Annotated in this window: 16 protein-coding genes; 7 read left to right on the top strand and 9 right to left on the bottom strand. The window is 70.0% G+C overall.

Annotated features, from left to right (window positions below; genetic code table 11):
• Positions 1-30: 30 nt before the first annotated feature.
• Both ACFXI3_RS14615 and ACFXI3_RS14610 read right to left on the bottom strand, forming a co-directional pair.
• Complete coding sequence (locus ACFXI3_RS14615) at positions 31-855, bottom strand: NAD-dependent epimerase/dehydratase family protein (protein WP_378399874.1); 825 nt, start codon at positions 853-855, stop codon at positions 31-33.
• A gap of 84 nt (positions 856-939) precedes the next feature.
• Positions 940-1,737 carry an IclR family transcriptional regulator gene (locus ACFXI3_RS14610; RefSeq protein WP_116199354.1) on the bottom strand — a complete coding sequence of 266 codons (798 nt, stop codon included), beginning with the start codon at positions 1,735-1,737 and terminating at the stop codon, positions 940-942.
• Between the two features lie 129 nt (positions 1,738-1,866).
• Here ACFXI3_RS14610 and ACFXI3_RS14605 point away from each other — a divergent pair, with 129 nt between their 5' ends.
• The 7 genes from ACFXI3_RS14605 (at position 1,867) to ACFXI3_RS14575 (ending at position 11,168) form a co-directional block, all read left to right on the top strand.
• The gene (locus ACFXI3_RS14605; protein ID WP_344277474.1) at positions 1,867-2,799 is read left to right on the top strand and encodes a 5-dehydro-4-deoxyglucarate dehydratase; all 933 of its coding nucleotides are present in this window, start codon (positions 1,867-1,869) and stop codon (positions 2,797-2,799) included.
• On the top strand, positions 2,799-4,055 hold the full coding sequence (locus ACFXI3_RS14600; protein WP_378399873.1) for a glucarate dehydratase family protein: 1,257 nt from the start codon (positions 2,799-2,801) through the stop codon (positions 4,053-4,055). The genes ACFXI3_RS14605 and ACFXI3_RS14600 overlap by 1 nt, the downstream gene beginning before the upstream one ends.
• Before the next feature lie 4 nt (positions 4,056-4,059).
• Positions 4,060-5,202 (top strand): hypothetical protein, encoded by a 1,143-nt coding sequence (locus ACFXI3_RS14595; RefSeq protein WP_378399872.1) that lies wholly within the window; start codon positions 4,060-4,062, stop codon positions 5,200-5,202.
• A 389-nt stretch (positions 5,203-5,591) separates the two neighbouring features.
• The gene (locus ACFXI3_RS14590; protein ID WP_378399871.1) at positions 5,592-5,747 is read left to right on the top strand and encodes a hypothetical protein; all 156 of its coding nucleotides are present in this window, start codon (positions 5,592-5,594) and stop codon (positions 5,745-5,747) included.
• On the top strand, positions 5,744-7,198 hold the full coding sequence (locus ACFXI3_RS14585; RefSeq protein ID WP_344277467.1) for an aldehyde dehydrogenase (NADP(+)): 1,455 nt from the start codon (positions 5,744-5,746) through the stop codon (positions 7,196-7,198). The genes ACFXI3_RS14590 and ACFXI3_RS14585 overlap by 4 nt, the downstream gene beginning before the upstream one ends.
• A 78-nt stretch (positions 7,199-7,276) precedes the next feature.
• The gene (locus ACFXI3_RS14580) at positions 7,277-9,595 is read left to right on the top strand and encodes a polysaccharide lyase 8 family protein (RefSeq protein WP_378399870.1); all 2,319 of its coding nucleotides are present in this window, start codon (positions 7,277-7,279) and stop codon (positions 9,593-9,595) included.
• 106 nt (positions 9,596-9,701) lie between these two features.
• Positions 9,702-11,168, top strand: a complete 1,467-nt coding sequence (locus tag ACFXI3_RS14575) for a flavin-containing monooxygenase (RefSeq protein ID WP_378399908.1) — start codon at positions 9,702-9,704, stop codon at positions 11,166-11,168.
• Positions 11,169-11,829: 661 nt separating this feature from the next.
• Here the strand turns inward: ACFXI3_RS14575 and ACFXI3_RS14570 are convergent.
• The 7 genes from ACFXI3_RS14570 to ACFXI3_RS14540 form a co-directional block, all read right to left on the bottom strand.
• Complete coding sequence (locus tag ACFXI3_RS14570) at positions 11,830-12,273, bottom strand: VOC family protein (RefSeq protein WP_378399869.1); 444 nt, start codon at positions 12,271-12,273, stop codon at positions 11,830-11,832.
• 585 nt (positions 12,274-12,858) lie between these two features.
• On the bottom strand, positions 12,859-13,314 hold the full coding sequence (locus tag ACFXI3_RS14565) for a helix-turn-helix transcriptional regulator (RefSeq protein WP_378399868.1): 456 nt from the start codon (positions 13,312-13,314) through the stop codon (positions 12,859-12,861).
• Between the two features lie 89 nt (positions 13,315-13,403).
• Positions 13,404-14,564 carry a VWA domain-containing protein gene (locus ACFXI3_RS14560; protein ID WP_378399867.1) on the bottom strand — a complete coding sequence of 387 codons (1,161 nt, stop codon included), beginning with the start codon at positions 14,562-14,564 and terminating at the stop codon, positions 13,404-13,406.
• The gene (locus ACFXI3_RS14555; protein WP_378399866.1) at positions 14,561-16,741 is read right to left on the bottom strand and encodes a DUF5682 family protein; all 2,181 of its coding nucleotides are present in this window, start codon (positions 16,739-16,741) and stop codon (positions 14,561-14,563) included. Before ACFXI3_RS14555 ends, ACFXI3_RS14560 begins: the two co-directional genes overlap by 4 nt.
• Entirely contained in the window at positions 16,738-17,823 is a 1,086-nt protein-coding gene (locus tag ACFXI3_RS14550; protein ID WP_344277450.1) for an AAA family ATPase, read from the bottom strand. Before ACFXI3_RS14550 ends, ACFXI3_RS14555 begins: the two co-directional genes overlap by 4 nt.
• On the bottom strand, positions 17,820-19,262 hold the full coding sequence (locus tag ACFXI3_RS14545) for a DUF5691 domain-containing protein (RefSeq protein WP_378399865.1): 1,443 nt from the start codon (positions 19,260-19,262) through the stop codon (positions 17,820-17,822). Before ACFXI3_RS14545 ends, ACFXI3_RS14550 begins: the two co-directional genes overlap by 4 nt.
• 70 nt (positions 19,263-19,332) lie before the next feature.
• Positions 19,333-20,646: an SWIM zinc finger family protein gene (locus ACFXI3_RS14540; protein ID WP_378399864.1), complete on the bottom strand. Its 1,314-nt coding sequence runs from the start codon at positions 20,644-20,646 to the stop codon at positions 19,333-19,335.
• Between the last annotated feature and the right edge of the window lie 52 nt (positions 20,647-20,698).

The following is a 20,698-nucleotide window of genomic DNA, read 5'->3' as shown; positions in this document are numbered from 1 at the left end:
TTCGAGGGTCCCCGTGGGCGAGGGTACCTCTCAGAGCGGGTTGAACACGCCCAGCGGCGCGGTGCAGAACGGCCCGCCGATGTACTCGGCGGCCGCCCCGGTCGGCGCGGGCTTGTCCGCCAGCTGGTCGGCGTAGACCTCGGCGTTGTCGTGGGACTTGTAGCCCAGCGCCTCGGCCTCGGCGAGCGAGTAGACGCGGCGGGTGTTGTCCGAGACGCCCCAGATCATCCGGTAGCCCGGCGACGGCGCGCTCAAGCACGCCTCGAACAGCCGCGCCCCGTCGTCCGGCGACAACCAGCTGGTCAGCCCGCGGATGCCGAGCGGCAGCGGGGTCTCGAAGCACGAGCCGATGCGGATGACAATGACGTCCATGTCGAACCGCGACGCGTACAGGCTGCCCAGCGCTTCGATGGCGGCTTTGCTTACGCCGTAATAAGTGTCCGGCCGGGTGCTGGAGTCGGCGGGCAGCCCGCTCTCGCCTGCGTCGGCGTTGCGGCGGAATCCGACGGCGTGGTTGCTCGACGCGAGCACGACCCGGCGGATCCCGGCTTCGCGGGCGGCTTCGAGGACGGTGTGCGTGCCGTTGATGTTGACGTCGAGGGTGGCGTCCCACGACGCTTCGCGGCTGAGCCCGCCCAGGTGAATCAAGGCGTCCGCGCCGGCGCAGGCCGCGGCCATCGCTTCGGGGTCGGTGACCGAGCCGGTCACGATCTCCACCGCTTCGCCGTCCTCGGCGGCGGGCTGCTCGGCGAGGTCGAGCAGCCGCAGCACCCGGCCGTCACGGCGTAGCCGCGGCCGCATCAGGGTGCCGACGACGCCGGCCGATCCGGTGATCAGCACACGCTGGTCTGGCATGGATTTCCTCTCACGAAAGCCTCGTGAGTGCCTATGCCGGTGCTAACCGGCGTGAACACTCACGAGGGGCACGGGTGGCGGCGGTCAGCGGATTCCGGCGCGGCGCAGCTGCTGGCCGAGCTCGGCGGTGGTCTCGGCCAGCAGTTCGCCGACGCGCTCGACGTCGGCGTCGGTGACCTTGCCCAGCGGCATCGAGCAGCTCATCGCATCGGTGCCGGGAATGCGGTACGGGATCACCGCGGCCACGCAGCGCACGCCGAGAGTGCCCTCTTCGATCTCGGCGGCGTACCCGCGTTCCCGGGTGCGCGCGAGGTCGGCGTGCAGCGCGTCGAGCGTGGTGATGGTGTTCGGGGTGAGCGCGACCAGCTCCTCGGGCATGAGCGCCTCGACCTCTTCGTGGGTCAGTTCGGCGAGCAAGGCCTTGCCTAGCGCGGTCGCGTGCGTGGGCAGGGTGCGGCCGACGCGCGAGATCAGGTGCGTGGAGTGCTGGGACTCGCGCGTCTCCAGGTAGACGACCTCGGTCCGGTTGCGGCGCGCGAAATGCGCGGTGAAGCCGGTCTTCTCGCGGATGCGCTCCAACGCTTCGGTGGCGTAGGGGACGATCGCGTCGCGGTCGAGGTAAGCGGTGCCGCAGATCAGCGCGCGCACGCCGAGCCGGTAGCGCGCGGAGTTCGCGTCGGCCTCCAGCCAGCCCGCGTCCAGCAGAGTTCGCAGGAGTCCGTGCAGACTGGAGCGAGGGAACCCGGTGCGCGCATGGAGATCAGACAGCGACAGCCACACGTCGTTCGCGGCGAACGTCTCGATCAGGTCGATGGCGCGCCGCGCCGACTTCACGCCCGCGGACTCCGCGGGAGCGGTGGCGGGGTCTGTCTTCTGCGCCATGCGCGTCCTCCAACCGGGCCGTTGACTTGTGAGTCCGGCCATATTAGCGTCCCGAACAGCGTTCTTGTGGGTGAACATAGTCACGATAACAGACTCCATTCAAGAATGTGAACATTGGAGCAGAAACTGATGGCACAGACCGCAATCGAGCTGGACGGCTTGCTGGCGTTCCCGCTGACCCCCTTCACCGAAGACCTCGAGCTCAACCTCGACGGGTTCGCGGAGAACGTGGAGAGCCACATCGCCGCCGGTGCGGGCGCGCTGTTCGTCGCGTGCGGCACCGGGGAGTTCAGCTCGCTGTCGGTCGACGAGGTCGCCGCGCTGCTGGCCAAGGCGCGCGAGGTCGCTGGTGGGCGAGTGCCGGTGTGGGTCGGCGCCGGCGGCGGCGCGGCCACGGCGCGCGCGGGCGTCGCGGCGGCGCAGGCGGGGAACGCCGACGGCGTGCTGCTGCTTCCGCCGTACCTGGTCACCGGGCCGCAGGAGGGTCTGGTCGACTACGTGCGTTACGCGGTCGGCGACACCTCGGTGCCGGTGATCGTCTACCACCGCAGCACCGGGGTTTTCACCGCGCCGGCCGCGGCGAAACTGCTGGACCTCCCGTCGGTGGTCGGGATCAAGGACGGATACGGCGACGTCGAAGCGATGACCCGGATCGTCACCACGATCCGCGCGCTCGGCACGCAGCGTTCCGCGGACTTCTTGTTCTTCAACGGTTTGCCGACCGCCGAGGTGTCGGCGAAGGCGTACGCGGCGGCTGGCGTCGCGCGCTACTCCTCGGCGGTGCACTGTTTCGCGCCGGAGATCGCGCACCGCTTCCACCGCGCGCTCGCGGAGGAAGACAACGCGACGATGGACGCGCTGCTCGCCGGGTTCTACCTGCCGCTGGTGGCGTTGCGCGACGAGACGCCCGGCTTCGCGGTGTCGCTGGTGAAGGCCGCGGCCCGGCTGCGCGGCGACAAGGTCGGCACCGTCCGGCCGCCGCTGATCGAGCCGACCGCCGAGCAGATCGACCGGCTGGGCAAGGTTGTCGAGAACGGTTTCGCCGTGCTGAAAGGCCTCTGATGAAGATCCGGGACGTGGTGCTGACCCCGGTTGCCTTCGCGGACGCGCCGCTGCTCAACGTGATGGGCGTGCACGAGCCGTTCGCGTTGCGCAGCGTCGTGCAGGTGGTGTGCGACGACGGCGTGGTCGGCCTCGGCGAATCGTACGGCGACGAGGCGTTCCTCGGCGAGGTGCGCAAGGTGCTGCCGGAACTGGCCGGACACGACATCTTCGACCTGCCGGGCCTGAAGCGGATCATCGCGCGGGCGCTGGCCGGCACGGTGCTGACCGACGAGCACGGCCTGATCGGCGGGTTCTCCATCCGCAAGACGATCGCCAGCGTGTACTCGCTGTTCGAGGTCGCCTGCCTGGACGCGCAAGGACAGTACCTCGGCCGTCCCGTCGTCGACCTGCTCGGCGGCAAGGCTCGTGACGCCGTCGACTTCTCCGCGTACCTGTTCTACAAGTACGGCGCGCACATTGGCGCGGATGAGGACAGCTGGGGCGACATCCTCACCCCCGAAGCGCTGGTCGGCTCGGCTCGGCGAATGGTCGACGAGTACGGGTTCCGCTCGATCAAGCTCAAGGGCGGGGTTTTCGCTCCAGAGCGGGAGATCGAGGGCATCCGCGCGCTCGCTTCGGCGTTCCCCGGGCATCCGCTGCGCATCGACCCGAACGCGGCGTGGACGCCCTCGACGAGTGTCCGCGTGGCCACCGAACTCGACGGCGTGCTGGAATATCTCGAAGACCCGACGCCAGGTATCGAGGGCATGGCTGAGGTTGCGCGCGAGGCGAGCATGCCGTTGGCCACCAACATGTGCGTGGTGAACTTCGGCGACCTGGAGCCCGCGTTCCGGGCGCGCGCGATCGGCGTTCTGCTGTCCGACCACCACTTCTGGGGCGGGATGCGCGACACCCAGGCGCTGTCGGTGGCCTGCGAGAGCTTCGGCGTCGGGCTGTCCATGCACTCCAACAGCCACCTCGGCATCAGCCTCGCCGCGATGGTGCACGTCGCGGCGGCGACCCCGCACCTGACGTATGCCTGCGACACGCACTGGCCGTGGAAGACTGCCGACGTGATCGAACCGGGCGTGCTGGATTTCGCCGACGGAGCGGTGGCGGTGCCGGACCGGCCCGGACTCGGGATCACGCTGGACCAGGACGCGCTCGCCAGGGCGCACGAGGACTATGTCCGATGTGGACTGACCAAACGGGACGATGTGACGTACATGCGCAAGTACACGCCCGGCTTCGAGCCGAACACGGCGAGGTGGTGAACCGGTGAAGGTGACCGGATACGCGTATCCGTGGGACGTGCTCGGCGAGACGGCGTTCGCCGAGCGGGTGCAGGACCTCGGCGTGGACGAAGTCGCGGTGGCCCTGGCCTACCACAGCGCCCGGGCCGCGACGCCGTGGTCGACCGAGCAGACTTCAGTGGTCGCGCGGACGGCCGCGCTCTACCGGCCGGTGCGCGCGGAAGCCTGGTCGGATCTCGTCCCCGCCACGCCGGACTGGGTCTCTTCGGAAGACAGCGGCGGCGATGCGGTCCGGCGGCTCAACGATGCCGGAATCCCGGCCGCCGCGTGGATTGTGCTCACGCATAACTCGCAGCTGGGCACCGAATTCCCGCAATACGCCGTGCGCAACTGCTTCGGCGAGACGTACCCGTGGGCTTTGTGCCCGGCACAGCCCGCCGTCCGCGAGTACGCGGCGACGCTGACCGCTGAATCCGTTGCGGGGTTGAAGCTTTCGTCGGTATTGCTGGAAGCATGCGGCCCGCTTGGCGGCGTACACCAGCACCAGCACGAAAAGACCGACGGCGTATGGGCTCCGGCCACCGCGCGGCTGCTGTCGATCTGCTGCTGCGACGCCTGCGCGGAGGGCTGGACCGGCCTCGACCCGTCTGATGTCCGGGAAACCTTGCGCGCTGAGGTTCAGCGGCTGATCGCTACCGCGGATTTGTCGGTGGTCGAGGATAGACTTCCGGCTGAGTTGAAGGAAACGCTTCTGTCTGGGCGGCAACAGTCGACCGATGCGCTGCGCGCCGCAGTTCTGGCCGTGCTTGAGCCGGGCACGCGGATCGTGCTGCACGGCGCTCTCGACCCGTGGGTCACCGGCGCGCTCCCCGGCCTGACGCCGACAGCCGCCGACGACGCCGAGACCGTCGTGCTGCAGAACTGGGCACCCGGCCAGGGCAGCGTCGACGCGGTTGCAGCCGCCCGGGAGGCCTTGCCGGAACGGGTCGCGATCGGCAGCTACATCACCGCGGTCGCGGCCAGCGCGGTGCCGGACATCGAGGCGTACGTGCTCGAGTTGGCCAAGGCCGGCGCGACCGAACTGCACCTGTACCACCTGGGCCTAGCCGGTCCCGCGCGCTGGCCGGACCTGCACGCGGCCACGGCTGCGGCGCACTCGGTGTCTTGAAGCTTGTTTGATGTGGAGAGGCGTTGAGTCGTGGAGCTTCTGTCTCGGGGTGGGAGGTGTGCTGGCTGTGGCAGCCGCGGGGCTGGGTGGCTGGCTGTTGCTGCGGACTCGGTGTCCTGGATTTGCTTGACGAGGAGATGGTCTGAGTCGTGACGCTTCCGTCCCGGGGCGGGAGGAGTGCTGGCTGTGGCAGCCGCAGGGCTGAGTGTCTGGCCGTCGCCGCGCACTCGGTGTCCTGAACGTGCTCGACGAGGAGATGTTCTGAGTAGCGAAGCTTCTGCCCCGGATCGGGAAAGCGTGCTGGCAGTCGCCGGGCTGGGCCGGATCGGGCGAGTGGCTGGCCGTTGCCGCGCACGCGGTGTCCTGAACGTGTTTGACAAGGAGATGCTTTGAACCGCGAAATTCCCGCCCCGGAAAGGGAAGGCGTGCTGGCCGCGGCAGCCGCCCGGCGGTTCGTCGAAAGCACTCCGGCTGATCGGGCCGAGCGGCACGCCGCTGCTGCGCACCCAGCCCCCAGAAACCTGTTTGACGAGGAGATCCATTGAGCCGCGAAACTTCCGCCACGGAACTGGAAAGCGTCCTGGCCGCCGCTGCGGCTGCCGCCCGGCCGTTCGCCGAAAGCACGCCTGCCGAGCGGGCGCGCTGGCTGGCCGCCGCCGCGGATGCGCTCGACGCTGCCGCCGAAGAGCTGATTCCGTTGGCGCATCAGGAAACCCGCCTCCCGGCCGCGCCGCGGTTGAAGGGCGAGCTCGCGCGCACGACGTTCCAGCTGCGGTTGTTCGGCGATGTGCTGCGGGACGGCGAATTCCTGGGCGCGACCGTCGACCACGCCGACCCGGCCTGGCCGATGGGTGCCCGTCCGGACCTGCGCCGGGTGCTGGTGCCGATCGGGCCGGTGCTCGTGTTCGCCGCGAGCAACTTCCCGTTCGCGTTCAGCGTCGCGGGCGGCGACACGGCGTCGGCGCTGGCGTCCGGCTGTCCGGTGGTGCTCAAGGCGCACCCGGGTCACGAAGAACTTTCGACGCGGACCGGCGAGATCGTCGCCAAGGCGCTGACCGACGCGGGTGCCCCGGAGGGTGCGTTCGCAGTGATCCACGGGGTCGAGCAGGGCGTCACGGCGCTCAAGGACCCGCGGATCTCCGCCGCCGCGTTCACCGGTTCCGTGCCAGGCGGGCGCGCGCTGTTCGACATCGCGGTGTCCCGGCCGACGCCGATTCCGTTCTACGGCGAGCTGGGCAGCGTCAACCCGGTCGTCGTCACGCCGGGTGCGGTCGCCGCGCGCGGCGAAGCGGTGGCGAAGGGCTACGCGGGGTCGTTCAGCCTCGGCGCGGGCCAGTTCTGCACCAAGCCGGGTCTGTTGTTCCTGCCTGAGGGACACGGGTTGGACGACACGCTGCGCGAGGCCGTCAGCGCGGTTGCTCAGCAGGAGATGCTGAACGACCGCATCGCGGCCGGGTTCGCGCAGAAGCTGGCGGATCTGCGTGCGGTGTCGGGCGTCGAGTCGGTCGTGGAAGGCGCACAGGACGGCGACGCGTTCACGCCATCGCTGCTGGCGACCACCGCGAAGGAATTCCTGGCCGGCGGCGAGGCGGTCCGCGAGGAACACTTCGGACCGGCGTCGCTGATCGTCACCTACTCCGACCAGGCGGAACTGACCGAGGTGCTGGACAGCCTCGAACCCGGCCTCACCGCGACGGTCCAGGGCGAGGAGAGCGACGCCGACTTCGTGCGTCCGCTGCTGCCCTCGCTGACCCGGCTGGCCGGACGGCTGCTGTGGAACGACTGGCCGACCGGCGTCACGGTCAGCTGGGCGCAGCAGCACGGCGGCCCGTACCCGGCGACAACCGCGCCGACCACGACGTCCGTCGGCACCGCCGCGATCGAACGCTTCCTGCGCCCGGTCGCGTGGCAGAGCTTCCCGGACGCGCTGCTGCCGGAAGCGCTGCGCGAAGCGAACCCGTGGCAGCTGCCGCGCCGGGTCGACGGAGCGCGCTGAGCAGACCCCCTCGTGCGTGGCTCAGCAGGTGAGCACCGGCTGAGCCACGCACACCCAACCCCACTGGGAGGCACCGTCATGCCCGTGAACCGCAGAACCGCACTGCGTGGCGGTGCCGTCGCCGCCGCGTCGGCCGCGCTCGCCGCCACTGCGCGCCCGGCCTTCGCCGCATCATCCGCCGATCCTCTGAAGAAGATCGTGGCGGGCTACCGCGAGCTGCAGACGGGCATCAACCGCCCGTCGCCGGAACGCTCGGCCGCGCTGAAGAACCTCGGCCGGGTCGCGAAGTCCTACTACGACAGCATGACGGTCTCCGGAAACGGTCCACTGTGGACGGATCTTCCGCTCGGCCCCGGCAGCGACTACACCACGTCGATGTACGCCCGGCTGCGCGCGATCGCCGTCGACTGGGGGACACCCGGCGGCACGCTTTCCGGCGACCCGAAGGTGCTCGACGGGATCAAGAAGGCACTGGAGCTGATCTACGCCAGCCAGTACAACCCGCAGGTCGGCGAGATCGGGAACTGGTACACCTACGAGATCGGTGTGCCGTACTACCTGCTGCACACCCTCGTCACGGTCGCCGACCAGTTGACCGCCGAGGAACTGGCGCGATACGTCAGCCCGGTCAAGCGGTTCGTCGGAAACCCGAATCTGCGCGCGAACAACCCGAAGGTGGTCGAAACCGGCGCGAACCGTGCGGACAAGGCGCTGATCTCCATCGTTTCCGGTGCGCTGACCGGCGACACCGCGTGGATTCGTACCGGCATCGACGCGATCACCGATGTCGCCGGCGGGGGAGCGGCGAGCGTCCTGGCGAAGCTGGACCGCGCGGCGGGCGACGGTTTCCACGCCGACGGCTCGTTCATCCAGCACGACACCATCCCGTACCCCGGGCACTACGGCATCGTCCTGCTGACCGCGCTCGCCGGGACGATCCACGTCACCGAGGGCACCGAGTACGCGCTGACGGACGATCTCAAGCAGAAGGTGTACGCGCTGGTCGGCGACACGTTCGCGCCGTTCGTCTACGCGGGCGCGCTGATGGAGCCGGTGCGCGGGCGGATGCTGTCTCGCCAAGGCGAAACCGCGCACGACATCGGACATCAGTTGACCGTCGCGACTTTGGTCCTCGCCCGCTCGGCGACCGGAACTGTGAAGGCCGAACTCTCTGGCCTCGCCGCCAAGTGGATCAAGGAAGGCACGTACGCGCCGTTCCTGGAAATCCCCGATCCCGAACGGTTCGCGCCGGGACCGGATCTCGTCGCGACGCCGGGCATCGAGTTCGCCCAGGACATGCTCGCCGGACCCGTTCGGCCCACGCCGATCGTCGCGACGCACCGGATCTTCGGCCAGCAGGACCGGATGGTGCACGTGACCGAGGGCTGGTCCGCATCGCTCGGCGTCGGCTCCACGCGGATCTCGCGCTACGAGTCGATCAACGGGATGAACCTGCACGGCTGGCACGTCGGCGACGGCGTGCTGTATCTGTTCCTTCCCAACGCGAAAGGCCACTACTCGGACGCCTATTGGCCGACTGTCGATCCGGCCCTGCTGCCCGGCACCACCGCGAAGGCCGGCCCGCCGGGACCGCTGGCGGGGACGCCGTTGACGACGAAAGCGCACGTCGGCGGCGTGCGCTGGGATGCCCGGCACGGCGCGTACGCGATGGATTTCGTCTCCGAAGACGGTTCTTTATCCGCTCGGAAGTCCTGGTTCTTCACTCCTGCGGGCGTTGTCTGCCTCGGCGCGGGCATCACCGACACGTCCGGGCAAGCGGTCCGGACGACGATCGAGAACCGCAACCTCGGCGAAAACGGACGCGGCACGCTGCTGGCCGACGCGCGCGTGGTCGGCGATTCGGCCGCACTGCACCGGCCGCGCTGGCTGCACCTCGACCACGTCGGCGGGTATGTCCTGCTCGACAACGCCGAGGTCACCGCCCTGCGCGAAGACCGGATCGGCGCTTGGCGCGACGTCGACACCGGTGCCAACACGAAGGGCACCACGACGCCGAACACGCGGCGGTACCAGAAGTTGGTGATCGAGCACGGCGCGAAGCCTGTGGACGCGAAGTACGCGTACGCGGTTCTGCCCGGCGCGTCGGTGGTGGGGACTGTCGCGTCGGCGCTCTCGTGGCGCGTCCGGGCCAACACGGCCGATGTCCAGGCCTTGCGGCTGTGGGATAACACACTGCTCGCAAACTTCTACAGTGCGGGTACCGTGGACGAAGTATCCGTCTCAGGACCCGCTTCGGTGGCGCTCGGCCGGGACAGCCTCGCTGTTTCCGACCCGACGCAGCTGCAGGACAGCGTCCGCGTGACGGTGCGGCGGCGCACTGTGGAGGTTCCGCTCAAGGACACCTTCGGCGCCACCAAGGTCGTTCCCCTGCGGTGAGCACGGTTTTCCCCGCCGGGCCGGTGGTTCCCGGCCTGGCCCGGCGGGGCCCCACTTGAGCCGGCCCCGGCCGTAAAGTGGGCGGAGCTGTCTCGATCGGGGAGGAATTGTGGCGCATTTCGATGTCCTGGTCGTCGGAGCCGGACTGTCCGGCATCGGCGCGGCGTGCCGGCTGCAGCAGCAGGCTCCGGACCGGACGTACGCCATCCTCGAAGCACGGGACACGATCGGCGGAACCTGGGACCTCTTCCGGTACCCCGGCGTGCGCTCCGACTCGGACATGTTCACGCTCGGCTACCCGTTCCGCCCGTGGCGCAAGGAACAAGCGATCGCGTCCGGCGCGGAGATCCTGGAGTACATCCGGGAAACCGCCGCGCACCACAGGATTTCCCGGCACATCCGCTTCGGCCACCGGGTAGTCCGGGCAGCCTGGTCGTCAACCGCGGCCCGCTGGACGGTAGAAGCCTCGCTCGACGGCGAGGTGGTTACGCACACCTGCTCTTTCCTGTACCTGTGCAGCGGCTACTACAGCTACGAAAACGGCCATGTCGTCGATTTCCCGGGCCGCGACGCGTTCCGCGGCGAGATCGTGCACCCGCAGTTCTGGCCGGAGGACCTGGACCTCGCCGGCAAGCGAGTCGTCGTAATCGGCAGCGGCGCCACCGCCGTGACCCTGGTGCCGGAACTGGCTTCGCACGCGGAATCGGTGACGATGCTGCAACGCTCGCCAAGCTACGTCCTGGCCCGGCCGTGGACGGATTCACTCGCCCGCCGCCTGCGGAAATTCCTTCCTTCGCGCCTCGCCTACCACATCGTTCGGGCGAAGAACGTGCTAGTGACGACGCTGCTCTACCAGTTCTCCCGGCGACAGCCCGAGCGCGCAGCAGCGTTCTTGCGCGATGCGGCCGCGAAGCAATTGCCCCCTTCGATTCCGGTAGATCCGCATTTCTCGCCCCGCTACCAGCCCTGGGACCAGCGGCTGTGCCTGACCCCCGGCGCGGATTTCTTCGAAGCGCTCCGCAGCGGAAACGCGGACATCGTCACCGACCGGATCGACCGTTTCACCCCCGAAGGCATCACGCTGGAATCGGGCGCGCAACTGCCTGCGGACGTAGTCGTCACCGCGACCGGCCTGCGGGTGATCGCGTTCGGCGGGATAGCACTGAGCGTGGACGGTGCGATGATCGATCCGTCGGAACAGCTGGTGTACAAGGGAATGATGCTCGGCGGGGTGCCGAACTTCGCGTGGTGCCTCGGTTACGTGAACGCCTCCTGGACGCTGCGGTCGGACCTCGTTTCGCGGTACGTGTGCCGATTGCTGAACCACCTGTCCCGCAACGGTTTCGACACCTGCGTCCCCCGCCCGCCGGCGATCCCGGAGTCGACGCGGCGGCCGATCATGGACCTGACGTCGGGATACCTGACGCGCGCCGCCTCGGTACTCCCACGGCAAGGCAGCCGACGACCATGGCTGATGCGCCAGAACTACGTCCTGGACGCGGCCGACCTGCGACTGAGCCGCGTTGACGACGGGGTGCTGCGGTTCGAGCGTGCTGTGCGGCGGAGTGCCTGACCTCCTGACTTCCTGACTTCGGTTCTGCTGGGCTTTCGCGACTTGACGAGATGGCGTGGCGGTCGTGTTGAGGTCCTTCCGTTCTGATCGGAGCTCCTGGCCCCGCCCCCCGCCCATGGCCCCTGACCTTTTGCTCTTGGGCCCTGCCCCTGCCCCTTGGGCCTTGGCTCCTGGCCCCTGGCCTTTGGCCCATGGCCCATGGCCCATGGCCCACCGTTTGGCCGGGCGTGGTCGAGGCCCTCTGGCCTGGTCTGGTTGGCATCTCTGCTAACCAGGCGGGAGCCGCGGCGGTCACGCCGAGATCCTTCACACCTGAGGTGCTCGGCGTTTCCAGCGACCTGACGGGGGAGCGCGGTGGTCGTGCCGATGTCCTTTCGTCCTGGTCTGGTTGGCTTGTGCGGCGGCTTGGCGGAGAGCTTCGTAGTTCTGTCGAGATCGGCCTTGTCCGACTTGGTCGGGGTTCCCGATGCCTGGCGGTGAGAGTGTCGCGGTCGTGCCGAGACCGTCCGGCTGGAGCTGCGCAACGTTCCTGCTGCCCTGGCCGGGAAACGCCGCAGTCGCACCGAAATTTCCGGCCCGACCTCAGCTTCCGCAATGACCAGCTGGGGAAGCCGCCGCAGTTCCGGCGAAATGCTCCGGTCTGATCGCGGGCACCGGCCCGTCAGCAGCTCCAGTCTTTGTCCAGGTCGAGGTTTTCCCGCCGTTGGGTAAAGGAAAACCAGTTGCCGGAATCGTCGCGGAAGATGGCCTCGGTGCCGTAGGGCCGCTCTTGCGGCTCTTGTACGAACTCGACTCCCCGCGCCTTCAGGGCTTGGTAGTCCGCGTGGATGTCGTCGGTCCCGAAAACACCGGCTCCCAGCACCCCTTTCGCGACGAGTTTCTTCAGCGCTTCGGCGGATTCCGGGTCGAGTGCCGGCGCGTCCGGGACCATCAGGGTGATCTCGAGATCCGGCTGGTCCTTGGCCCCGACGGTCAGCCAGCGCATCCCGCCGTCGCCCATCGTCATGTCGGTGCGGACTTCCAGGCCCAGCTTGTCGACGTAGAACTCCTTGGCCCGGTCATGGTCGAGGACCCAGACGTTGGCGATGGACAGGCCCTTGATCACAGCTGACTCCTTGTGCCCGGCAGGCGCTGTTCGCCTGCTCTCTGTGATCAACAGTAGCTACCGAAGGGGCTGCCCGGCTTCTCGAAAATTGCGGTCCTCGCCCGGCGGTCGCGGAAGCGGCATTTTTGTCAGGCCGGTCTGGAATGCTCCGGGCATGGACACGATGCTGCAGTTGACGATCGACTGCTCCGATCCGCGGAAAATGGTTGAGTTCCAGAATCGCCGCCTGGCGCGGGGGATATCCCGCAGTCGGTCATCGATCCCGCAGGACGAGAGTCGAGGGTCTGTTTCCACCGGGTCCCCGAGCCGAAAACGGCCGAGAGCCGAGGGCACTTCGACCTGAAGGCCGGGCGGGGGCCGCGACGTTCCGCTGGACCTCCAGGCAAAGCGCCGGTCGCACTGTTCGTTCACGGCCGCGCCCGGCGGTGATCCATTGCGCGAACAGGACCTGATTCCTTGACCAGCAAGGGCTCCGTCGCTGCACCTGCGACGAGATCTGTCCGCGCCAGGAACCGAGATCACTCGAGGTGTCGGCGACGAAAAGACATCCGGGAGATCTCGACGCGCCAGGGGCAAGACCGTTCGTCACTCAGGATCCGGTTTCGCTGCCTGCCCCAGTCCTTTGAACCCGCCGTGCCACAGGAGCGCGTAGCACCCGGGGACGAGGGCCGAGCTCTGGCTGACGTGCCGGGCACGGTATTCGCTTGGGGTCAGGCCGGTGTGTTTCTTGAAGCTCGCGGAGAAGGAACCGAGGCTGCTGAACCCGACCAGCGCGCAGATTTCGGTGACCGACAGATCGGCGGTCCGCAGCAAATCCTCCGCGCGCTCAATCCGGCGGCGGCTCAGATACTGCCCGGGCGTCTGCCCGTACACGGCGCGGAAAAGGCGCACGAAGTGGTAACGCGAGTACCCGGCGTGCGCGGCGATCGCGTCCAGGTCGAGGGGCTCGGCCCAGTCCCGGTCCATGGCGTCCTTGGCCAAGCGCAACTGCCGCAGCTGCGAAAGCGGGACTGCGGGGGCCGGGCCGGGAGTGGTTCCCATTTCCCGATGGTGACACACCCGCCGGGGAAGCGGCCTCGGACCGGCTGGGAAGGCCGGAGTTCGCCGTCGGCGCAGGTTGTTCAGGAGGGTCACTGGGCCGTGGCCGAAGCCGCCCAGCGGCTCAGGTCCTCCCTTCGGAGCGCAGCTGCCATCAGGTCCGGGAAAAGGTCTGGCGTGCAGGCGAAGGCGGGCACTCCCAGCTCGGTGAGCGCGGCCGCGTTCTCGTGGTCGTAGAACGGAGCTCCGGAGTCCGACAGCGCCAGCAGCGTGACCACTTGCACCCCGGACTCGACGAGGTCCGCGACCCGGCGCAGCAGGTCGTCTCGCACTCCGCCTTCGTACAGGTCGCTGATCAGCACCAGGAGCGTCTGCTCGGGTCGCTCGACCAGTCCTTGGCAGTACGCCAACGCGCGGTTGATGTCGGTGCCGCCCCCTAGCTGGGTGCCGAACAGGACGTCGACGGGGTCGTCCAGGTGGTCGGACAGGTCGGCGACCGCGGTGTCGAAGGCGACGAATTTCGTGCTCAAGGCCCGCATCGAGGCAAGGGCCGCGCCGAAGACGCCCGAGTACACCACGGATTCCGCCATCGAGCCGGATTGGTCGACGGCCAGGATCACGTCGCGACGGACGCTGTGCTCTCGGCGTCCGAAGCCGAAAAGCTGTTCGGGCACAATGGTTTTCAGCTCGGGCGAGTAGTGCTTCAGGTTCCGGCGGACGGTGCGGTTCCAGTCGATGTCCGCGCCTCGGGGGCGTTGGGTGCGAGCCGCGCGGTCCAGTGCGCCGCGCACTGCGGCCCGGGTGCGTTCGGCCAGGCGTTCCTCCAGCTCCGTGACGACCTTGCGCACGACGGTGCGGGCGGTTTCCTTCGTCTCCTCCGGCAAAACGTTGTTGAGGGACAACAGGGTGCCGACCAGGTGGACGTCCGGTTCCACAGCGCTCAGCAGTTCCGGTTCCAGCAGCATCCGGGTGATGCCGAGCCGGTCTACGGCGTCGCGTTGCATGACTTGGACTACCGAGCCGGGGAAGTACTTCCGGATGTCGCCCAGCCAGCGGGCGACGCGTGGCGCGGAGGCTTGCAGGCCGCCGCTGCGGTCGCCGCTGCTGCGCGGGTTCTTGGGGCGTTCGTCGTAGAGGGCGGCCAGCACGCTGTCGACGCCGGTGTCCCCTTCGGACAGTGCGTGTCCGGTGCCGTCGGAGTCTCCGCCCAGCACCAGGCGCCAGCGGCGGAGGCGTTCGGGATCGGTGGTCACGGGGCGGCTCCCAGGAGGATGGCGAAGACCGGCAGGGCGGCTGCGGCACGGATCTCGTCCAGGTCTTCGGCGACTGCCGACTCGACGCGGCGAGTGCCGGACAGGGTGGCGGCGCGTTCGCCGATCGCACGTTTCTCGGGACCGGCGAACGCGCCGAAAGTGCGGCGCAGCAGGGGAAGTACCTCAGTGAAGACCTCAGGTGGGATCGAGGTCAGCCAGGTGTCGACGACGCGCAGCATGCGTTCGTCGTGGACCAGCAGAAGTGCGCCGCCGGAGAAGAAGCCCTCGACGTAGGCCGCGCCGTCCGTCGGCGCGATGCCGGGGGTGAGCATGCGGCCCAGCCGGAGTTCGACTTCCGCGCCGTCGAGCAGGTCGGCGTCGTGCAGGAGGCGCACGATGCGGCCTGCCAGCAGCGGCGGCAGCGAGTCGCGAGCGGAGAGACGGGCGAGCGCGGTGAACCAGCGGTCCCGGGAAGCATCGCCCAGGAGGTCGGTGGCTTCGTGGACGTCGTCGACCAGCTCGCAGAACTGTGCGGCGGCCTCCTCGTCGATGCCGTGCACGGCGGGCGGAAGCCCGGCGCAGACCCGGGTGAGGATCCGGTCGGCGACTTCTCGCAGCCGCGCGGTGTCGGTGCCGCGGACGTCGCCGTAGCGGGTCGCCCGCGCGAGCGGGGGCAGAGCCGCCATGAGGTGCGCGACGTCCGCGTCGGCTGCGGCGCGGGTGTCCAGGGCAGTGAGGGTCTCAGGCAGCGCGTCGCCGAGGTCGGCCAGGAGACAGCGTTCTACCGCGGCGGTGATGTCGGCGAGCGGGGGAGACTCGGCGACGGTTTCGCGCACGACCGCGGTGGCCGCGGCGGACACGGTGGTTCCGTGCACGGCGGCCGCGACCAGGTCGACCTCGAAACCTGGTTCCCAGCACAGGGTCCAGGTCTCGCGGAAGGTGCCTTTGTTCCGCACCGAGGACAGTTCCGGCTCGCCCCAGGGGATGCCGAGGATCTGCAGGCGGTGCAGCAGGCGCGAGCGGTCCAGGCCGCCGGGGGTGCGCAGGTCCAGGTCGAGTTCGCGCGCTTGCGGTTCGCGTTTGAGCCGGAGCCGCCGGGCGGTGGCGATCAGGTCGGCGGCCAGCGGCGCTTGCGGAACGCTCTCCGGGACCTCGCCGAGCAGCTCGCCGACCACCAGCCGCCGGGTGACCAGGTCGGCCTGGACGTCGTCGCCTCCGCACAGGACCGCGCGGGTGGCGGCGTCGACCTCGGCCAGCCCGGCTGAAGACCGCCCGCGCAGCGCGGCCAGCGTGTCGGCCAGTCGCACTGCCTCGATCACGTGCGCGGTGGAGACGGGCAGGTCTTCCTCGCGCAGCACTCCGGCGACGGCGGTGAGCCACCGGGTGGTGACGTCGTCGGCGGTGCTGAACAGATGGTGATACCAGCCGGGGGAGCGGACGCCCGCGCCGTAGCCGGTGACCGACGCGAGCCTGCCGTGCGTCCACGGCACCCACGTGCACACGACCTTGCGCTTCGGGAGTCCTTTGAGGACAGACTGGTCCTTGGAGGCGGGCGGCAGCGGATCGGCCAGCGCGGGCACGTGCCAGGCCCCGCAGACCACGGCGATCCGTTCGTAGCCTTCCTTCCGTGTTTTGCGCAGCACATTCCGCATGTACCCCTCGCGCCGCTGCTCGTGCGGATCGTCCGGCCGGTCGCCTTCGCGCAGCGCGGTCATCGCGTCGGCGATCACCTCGAACGGCGATTCGTCGCCCCGGCGGGACTCGACGAAGTCGTCCCACCAGCGTTCCGGATCGTCGTATCCGCCCGCCGCGGCGAGTTCCGCGAGCGGGTCGGCGCGGGGCGCGGTCCGTTCCTCGCCGAGCGCGAACTGGTGTGCTGCCGGGAGATCGCAGAACTTCACCGGAACGCCTGCCGCGGCGGCGTACCGCAGTGCCTGCCATTCCGGGCTGAACACCGCGAACGGCCAGAACGCCGCGTGCGACACGTCGTCGGACGCGTACGCCAGCAACGCGACCGGCGGCCGCATGTCGTCGTCCGCGGCCAGATCGACGAGCTGGTCCGCCTCCGGCGGTCCCTCGATCAGCACCACGTCCGGTTCCAGCTCGGCGAGCCGGGCGGCCACCGCCCGCGCCGAACCGGGACCGTGGTGCCGGATCCCGAGGAGATGAGTGGTCATCCGGCGATCTCCTGGCCTGCCCGGTAGAAGTCGGCCCAGCCTTCCCGCTCGCGCACGACGGTTTCCAGGTACTCGCTCCAGATCGCGCTGTCGGCCACCGGATCCTTCACGACCGCACCGTGAATCCCGGCCGCGACGTCCTGCGCGCGCAGCACGCCGTCGCCGAAGTGCGCCGCCAGCGCGAGACCGCCGGTGAGCACGCTGATGGCTTCCGCAGTCGACAGCGTGCCCGACGGCGTTTTCACCGCGGTGCGGCCGTCTTCGGTGCGACCCGCGCGCAGTTCGCGGAAAACCGTGACCACACGGCGGATTTCGGCGAGATCGGCGGCTTCGGCGGGAAGCGACAGCGCGGCCCCCAGCTGCCCGACCCGCCGCCGGACGATGTCCACCTCGGCCTCGGCGGTGTCCGGCAGCGGCAGCACGACTGTGTTGAACCGCCGGCGCAGCGCGCTCGACAGCTCGTTGACGCCTTTGTCCCGGTTGTTCGCCGTGGCCACCAGCGTGAACCCGGGCCGGGCCTGCACTTCTGCGCCCAGCTCGGGGATCGGCAGCGTTTTCTCGGACAGGATGGTGATCAGCGAGTCCTGCACGTCCGCCGGGATACGGGTGAGCTCTTCGAGCCGCGCGACCTTGCCGTCCCGCATCGCGCGCAGGACCGGGCTTTCGACCAGCGCCTGGTCGCTCGGCCCTTCGGCGATGAGCCGCGCGTAGTTCCAGCCGTAGCGGATCTGCTCCTCGGCGGTGCCCGCGGTGCCTTGGACGAGCAGTGTGGAATCGCCGCTGATCGCCGCCGCGAGGTGCTCGGACACCCAGGTTTTCGCCGTGCCCGGCACGCCGAGCAGCAGCAGCGCGCGGTCCGTGGCGAGGGTGGCGACCGCGACCTCGATCAGCCGCCGCGGGCCGACGTACTTGGGGCTGATCTCGGTGCCGTCGTCGAGTTTCCCGCCGAGCAGGTAGGTGACCACCGCCCACGGCGAAAGCCGCCACGACGGCGGTTTCGCGCGGTCGTCGGCCGCGGCGAGGGCGGCCAGTTCGCCGGCGTATTCCTGTTCGGCGTGCGGCCGGAGGACGGGGGACGTCATGCGAGCTCCTTGTGCATTTCACGGCGGAAGGACAGGGTTTCGGCGACTGCGCGCCGCCACGGGGCGGCCTCGCCGGGAAGCGGGATCTCGGCCAGCGGATGGCCGAGGCAGGGGACCGGCACGGCTTTCGCGATCAGCGCGGCCGCGTGTGCGACGAGCCGATGATCGCGTTGCCCGGCGACCCAATCGAGCAGGACGGTGCCGAGCGCGGCGGGCCACGGCTGCGGCAGATCGAGAATGAGCCGGGTGAGGGCCTCGACCGGCAGCCCGCGAGTCAGCTTCGCGACCGTGGCGGCCTGCTGTTCGGGCGACAGCACGCCGATGAGCGCCGCGGTGCTGCGCCCGCCCGGCTCGGCTTCCACGAGGGCTTGCGCCCACTGCTCGTCGCGTTGCCGGAGCGCGGCGGTGGCCCAGCTTTCGCGCACCACGTTCAGCGGCGGGCCTTCGACGAGCATCCCGGCCAGTTCGCCCGGGCTGCCGTACTCGGCCCAGAACCGCAGGGGAGTGGCGGCGATGATCGCGCGCAGCCGGGCAGTGCCTTGCCCGGGGCCGGCGGGGACGCGGATGCCGTCGCGGATCAGGCCGTCGTCCGGTTCGGGCGGAGCGAATTCGAGGACGTCGGCCCGCAGCGCGCGGCTGCGCACGGTGACGCAGGCCCGCAGCCGTTCGATCATCCGCTCGCCGGAGGCGGAATCGGGGTACCGGCCGATCAGCCGCAGCGCGATCTCGCGAACCCCGGCCGCCCGGTCGCCGAGCGCGGCTTCGACGAACGGCTCGTCCTCGTCGGCGAGGTGCTCGCCGAGCAGGGCGAGGAACGTCGCCCTGACGTCGGCCGGTTCGTTGCCCCAGGCCGCGGCGAGCGTCTCTCGCGCGCGCGCGGGATCGGCGACGAGCACGCGCTCCAGCCAGGCCTGCCGCCGTGCGGCGGTGCCGAACTGCCAGGCGTTGTCGCTGGTGTCGTCCGCGGCGGCGACCAGGAAGGCCCACTCCGGATTCCGCTCGCCGAGCCACGCACCGACCGGCCCGGCGACCGTGGCGAGCGGCGCCCGCAGCGACACCCGGGTCCGGGCCGCGTCGGCCAGCGCGGGCAGCCGCTCGGCCGGGACGCGGAATCCCTTGCCTGCCACCGTGGTGAGCCATTCCTCGACCAGCTCGGGCCGGTTGGCCGACAGCAGGTGCACGAGCCGCGCCCGCGCCACGGCCGGGATGAACGGCCGGTCGTCCGCTGCTGCGGCGGGTTCGGGTTCGATACCGGTGAGCGGTTGCTGACCGGCGCGCCGATAGCCGGTGTACGCCGCCGCGGCGACAAGCGCTTGGTCGGCGGGGTCGGGGTGTTGTTCGGCGATTCCTTCTACGCCGGGCGGTAATGCGGCGGGGTCGAGGGTTCTGCGGCGAGTGCCGAGCAGGACGGTGCCGACGAGGTCGTTCCAGGCGGTCACGGGCGCACCATCCGGTTGTGAGGCAGGTTGAGAGGGACGGCGGCGAGGCTGACGGGGTCGTTCCAGGCGGTCACAGTCGCACCATCCCCTCGCGGTGCCAGCAGCTCAACGGCCGCAACCCCGCCGTCGTCCACTCTGCGGCCACCGTCACCGGCTGCTCAGCCGCGAGCGCCAGCAATGGCCAAGGATCCACCGTCGGAGCCAACGGCAGCGCTGCACCGTCTACATCGGACAGTGCCCAGCCTTCGCCGTGCCGAGCTGGGCGGAGGTCGGACAGCACCACCGGCCACCGGTCCAGCCAAGGGTCGGCGGCGAGCGCCGCGGCATGCTCGGCGAGTGCCGAAGCACAAGTGCCGCCAACCGGCGCAGCTTCCGGGAAAACGGGCTCCTCGCGATGGTCGAACACCGCCCGCAGCGGCACCGCGCCCGGGTGGAACACCAGTTCTCCCGCGACCTCGAACCCCGGCGGCAGCGAACTGTCCAGCGGACGCCCGGGCGGCGCGAACGACAGCACCAGCGCGTCCCGGCCGCTGCGTTTGCCTCGCAGCCACGTGCGCCTGCTGCGCAGTGAGTCTTGCTCCTCATCGATCGCACCGGTGATCAGCCACTGGTCCGGCACTCGCTCGCCCGACTCCAGGACCTGCGCGTTGCTCACCGAGAACCCGAGCCGGGTCCGGACGGTGTCGGCGAGCCCGGCGGGCAGCGACTCCACCCGGTTGGCCGCGTCCGCCAGCACGTACACCAGCGACAACTCGGCCAGCAGCCGATCCGGCCAGTCCCGGCCGCGGCCGACCAGCGCGGCGGCCCGGCGCAGGCCGTTCGCCAGCCCGGGAGCTTGCGCGTCGACCATGCGCGAGGCGACCGTGTACAGCTCGTCGGCACCGCCGCGTTCGAAGGTCGCGAACCCGGCGGACACCCGGTCCGCGAGCCATCCGCGCAGCTCAGCGGCACCGGCGGTGACGCGTGCGAGCCGCTCCTGCGCCCGCTTCGCCGCCGCCTCGAGATCCTTCGGCGCGTCCGTCTTCTTCTCGGCCCGCTCCGCTCGCGCGGCCCGTTCTTCCAGCCATTGGTGCACCCATCCGGGCTCCTCCGCGCGGGGGAGTTGTCCCTCCGACCAGAGCAGCAGCAACCCCAGCGCGTGCTTGCACGGGAACTTCCGGCTCGGGCAGGTGCACCGGAACGCGGGCCCGGCCGTTTCCACCGTCGTCTGATACGGCCGCTTCCCGCTGCCTTGGCACGCACCCCAGACCGCGCGGCCCGACGCGCCCGCGTCCGACCACTTCGCCGGCGCCGCCTGCCCGCGCCCGGCTTTCGCCGACGCGGCGTCCGGCGCGAGTTCGAGCACCCGCTCCGGGCTCCACCGCGCCGCTGCTTCGTCCCCCACGTTTTCCTTGCCGCTCTTCCGGTTCCGACCCCCTCAGGGGCTGACCCGAAGA

The sequence above is a fragment of the Amycolatopsis sp. NPDC059235 genome, assembly GCF_042754125.1.
GTDB lineage: Bacteria > Actinomycetota > Actinomycetes > Mycobacteriales > Pseudonocardiaceae > Amycolatopsis > Amycolatopsis albidoflava.
The sequence above is the reverse complement of the archived record's forward strand: the minus strand, read 5'-3'. Positions and strand labels throughout refer to the sequence as shown.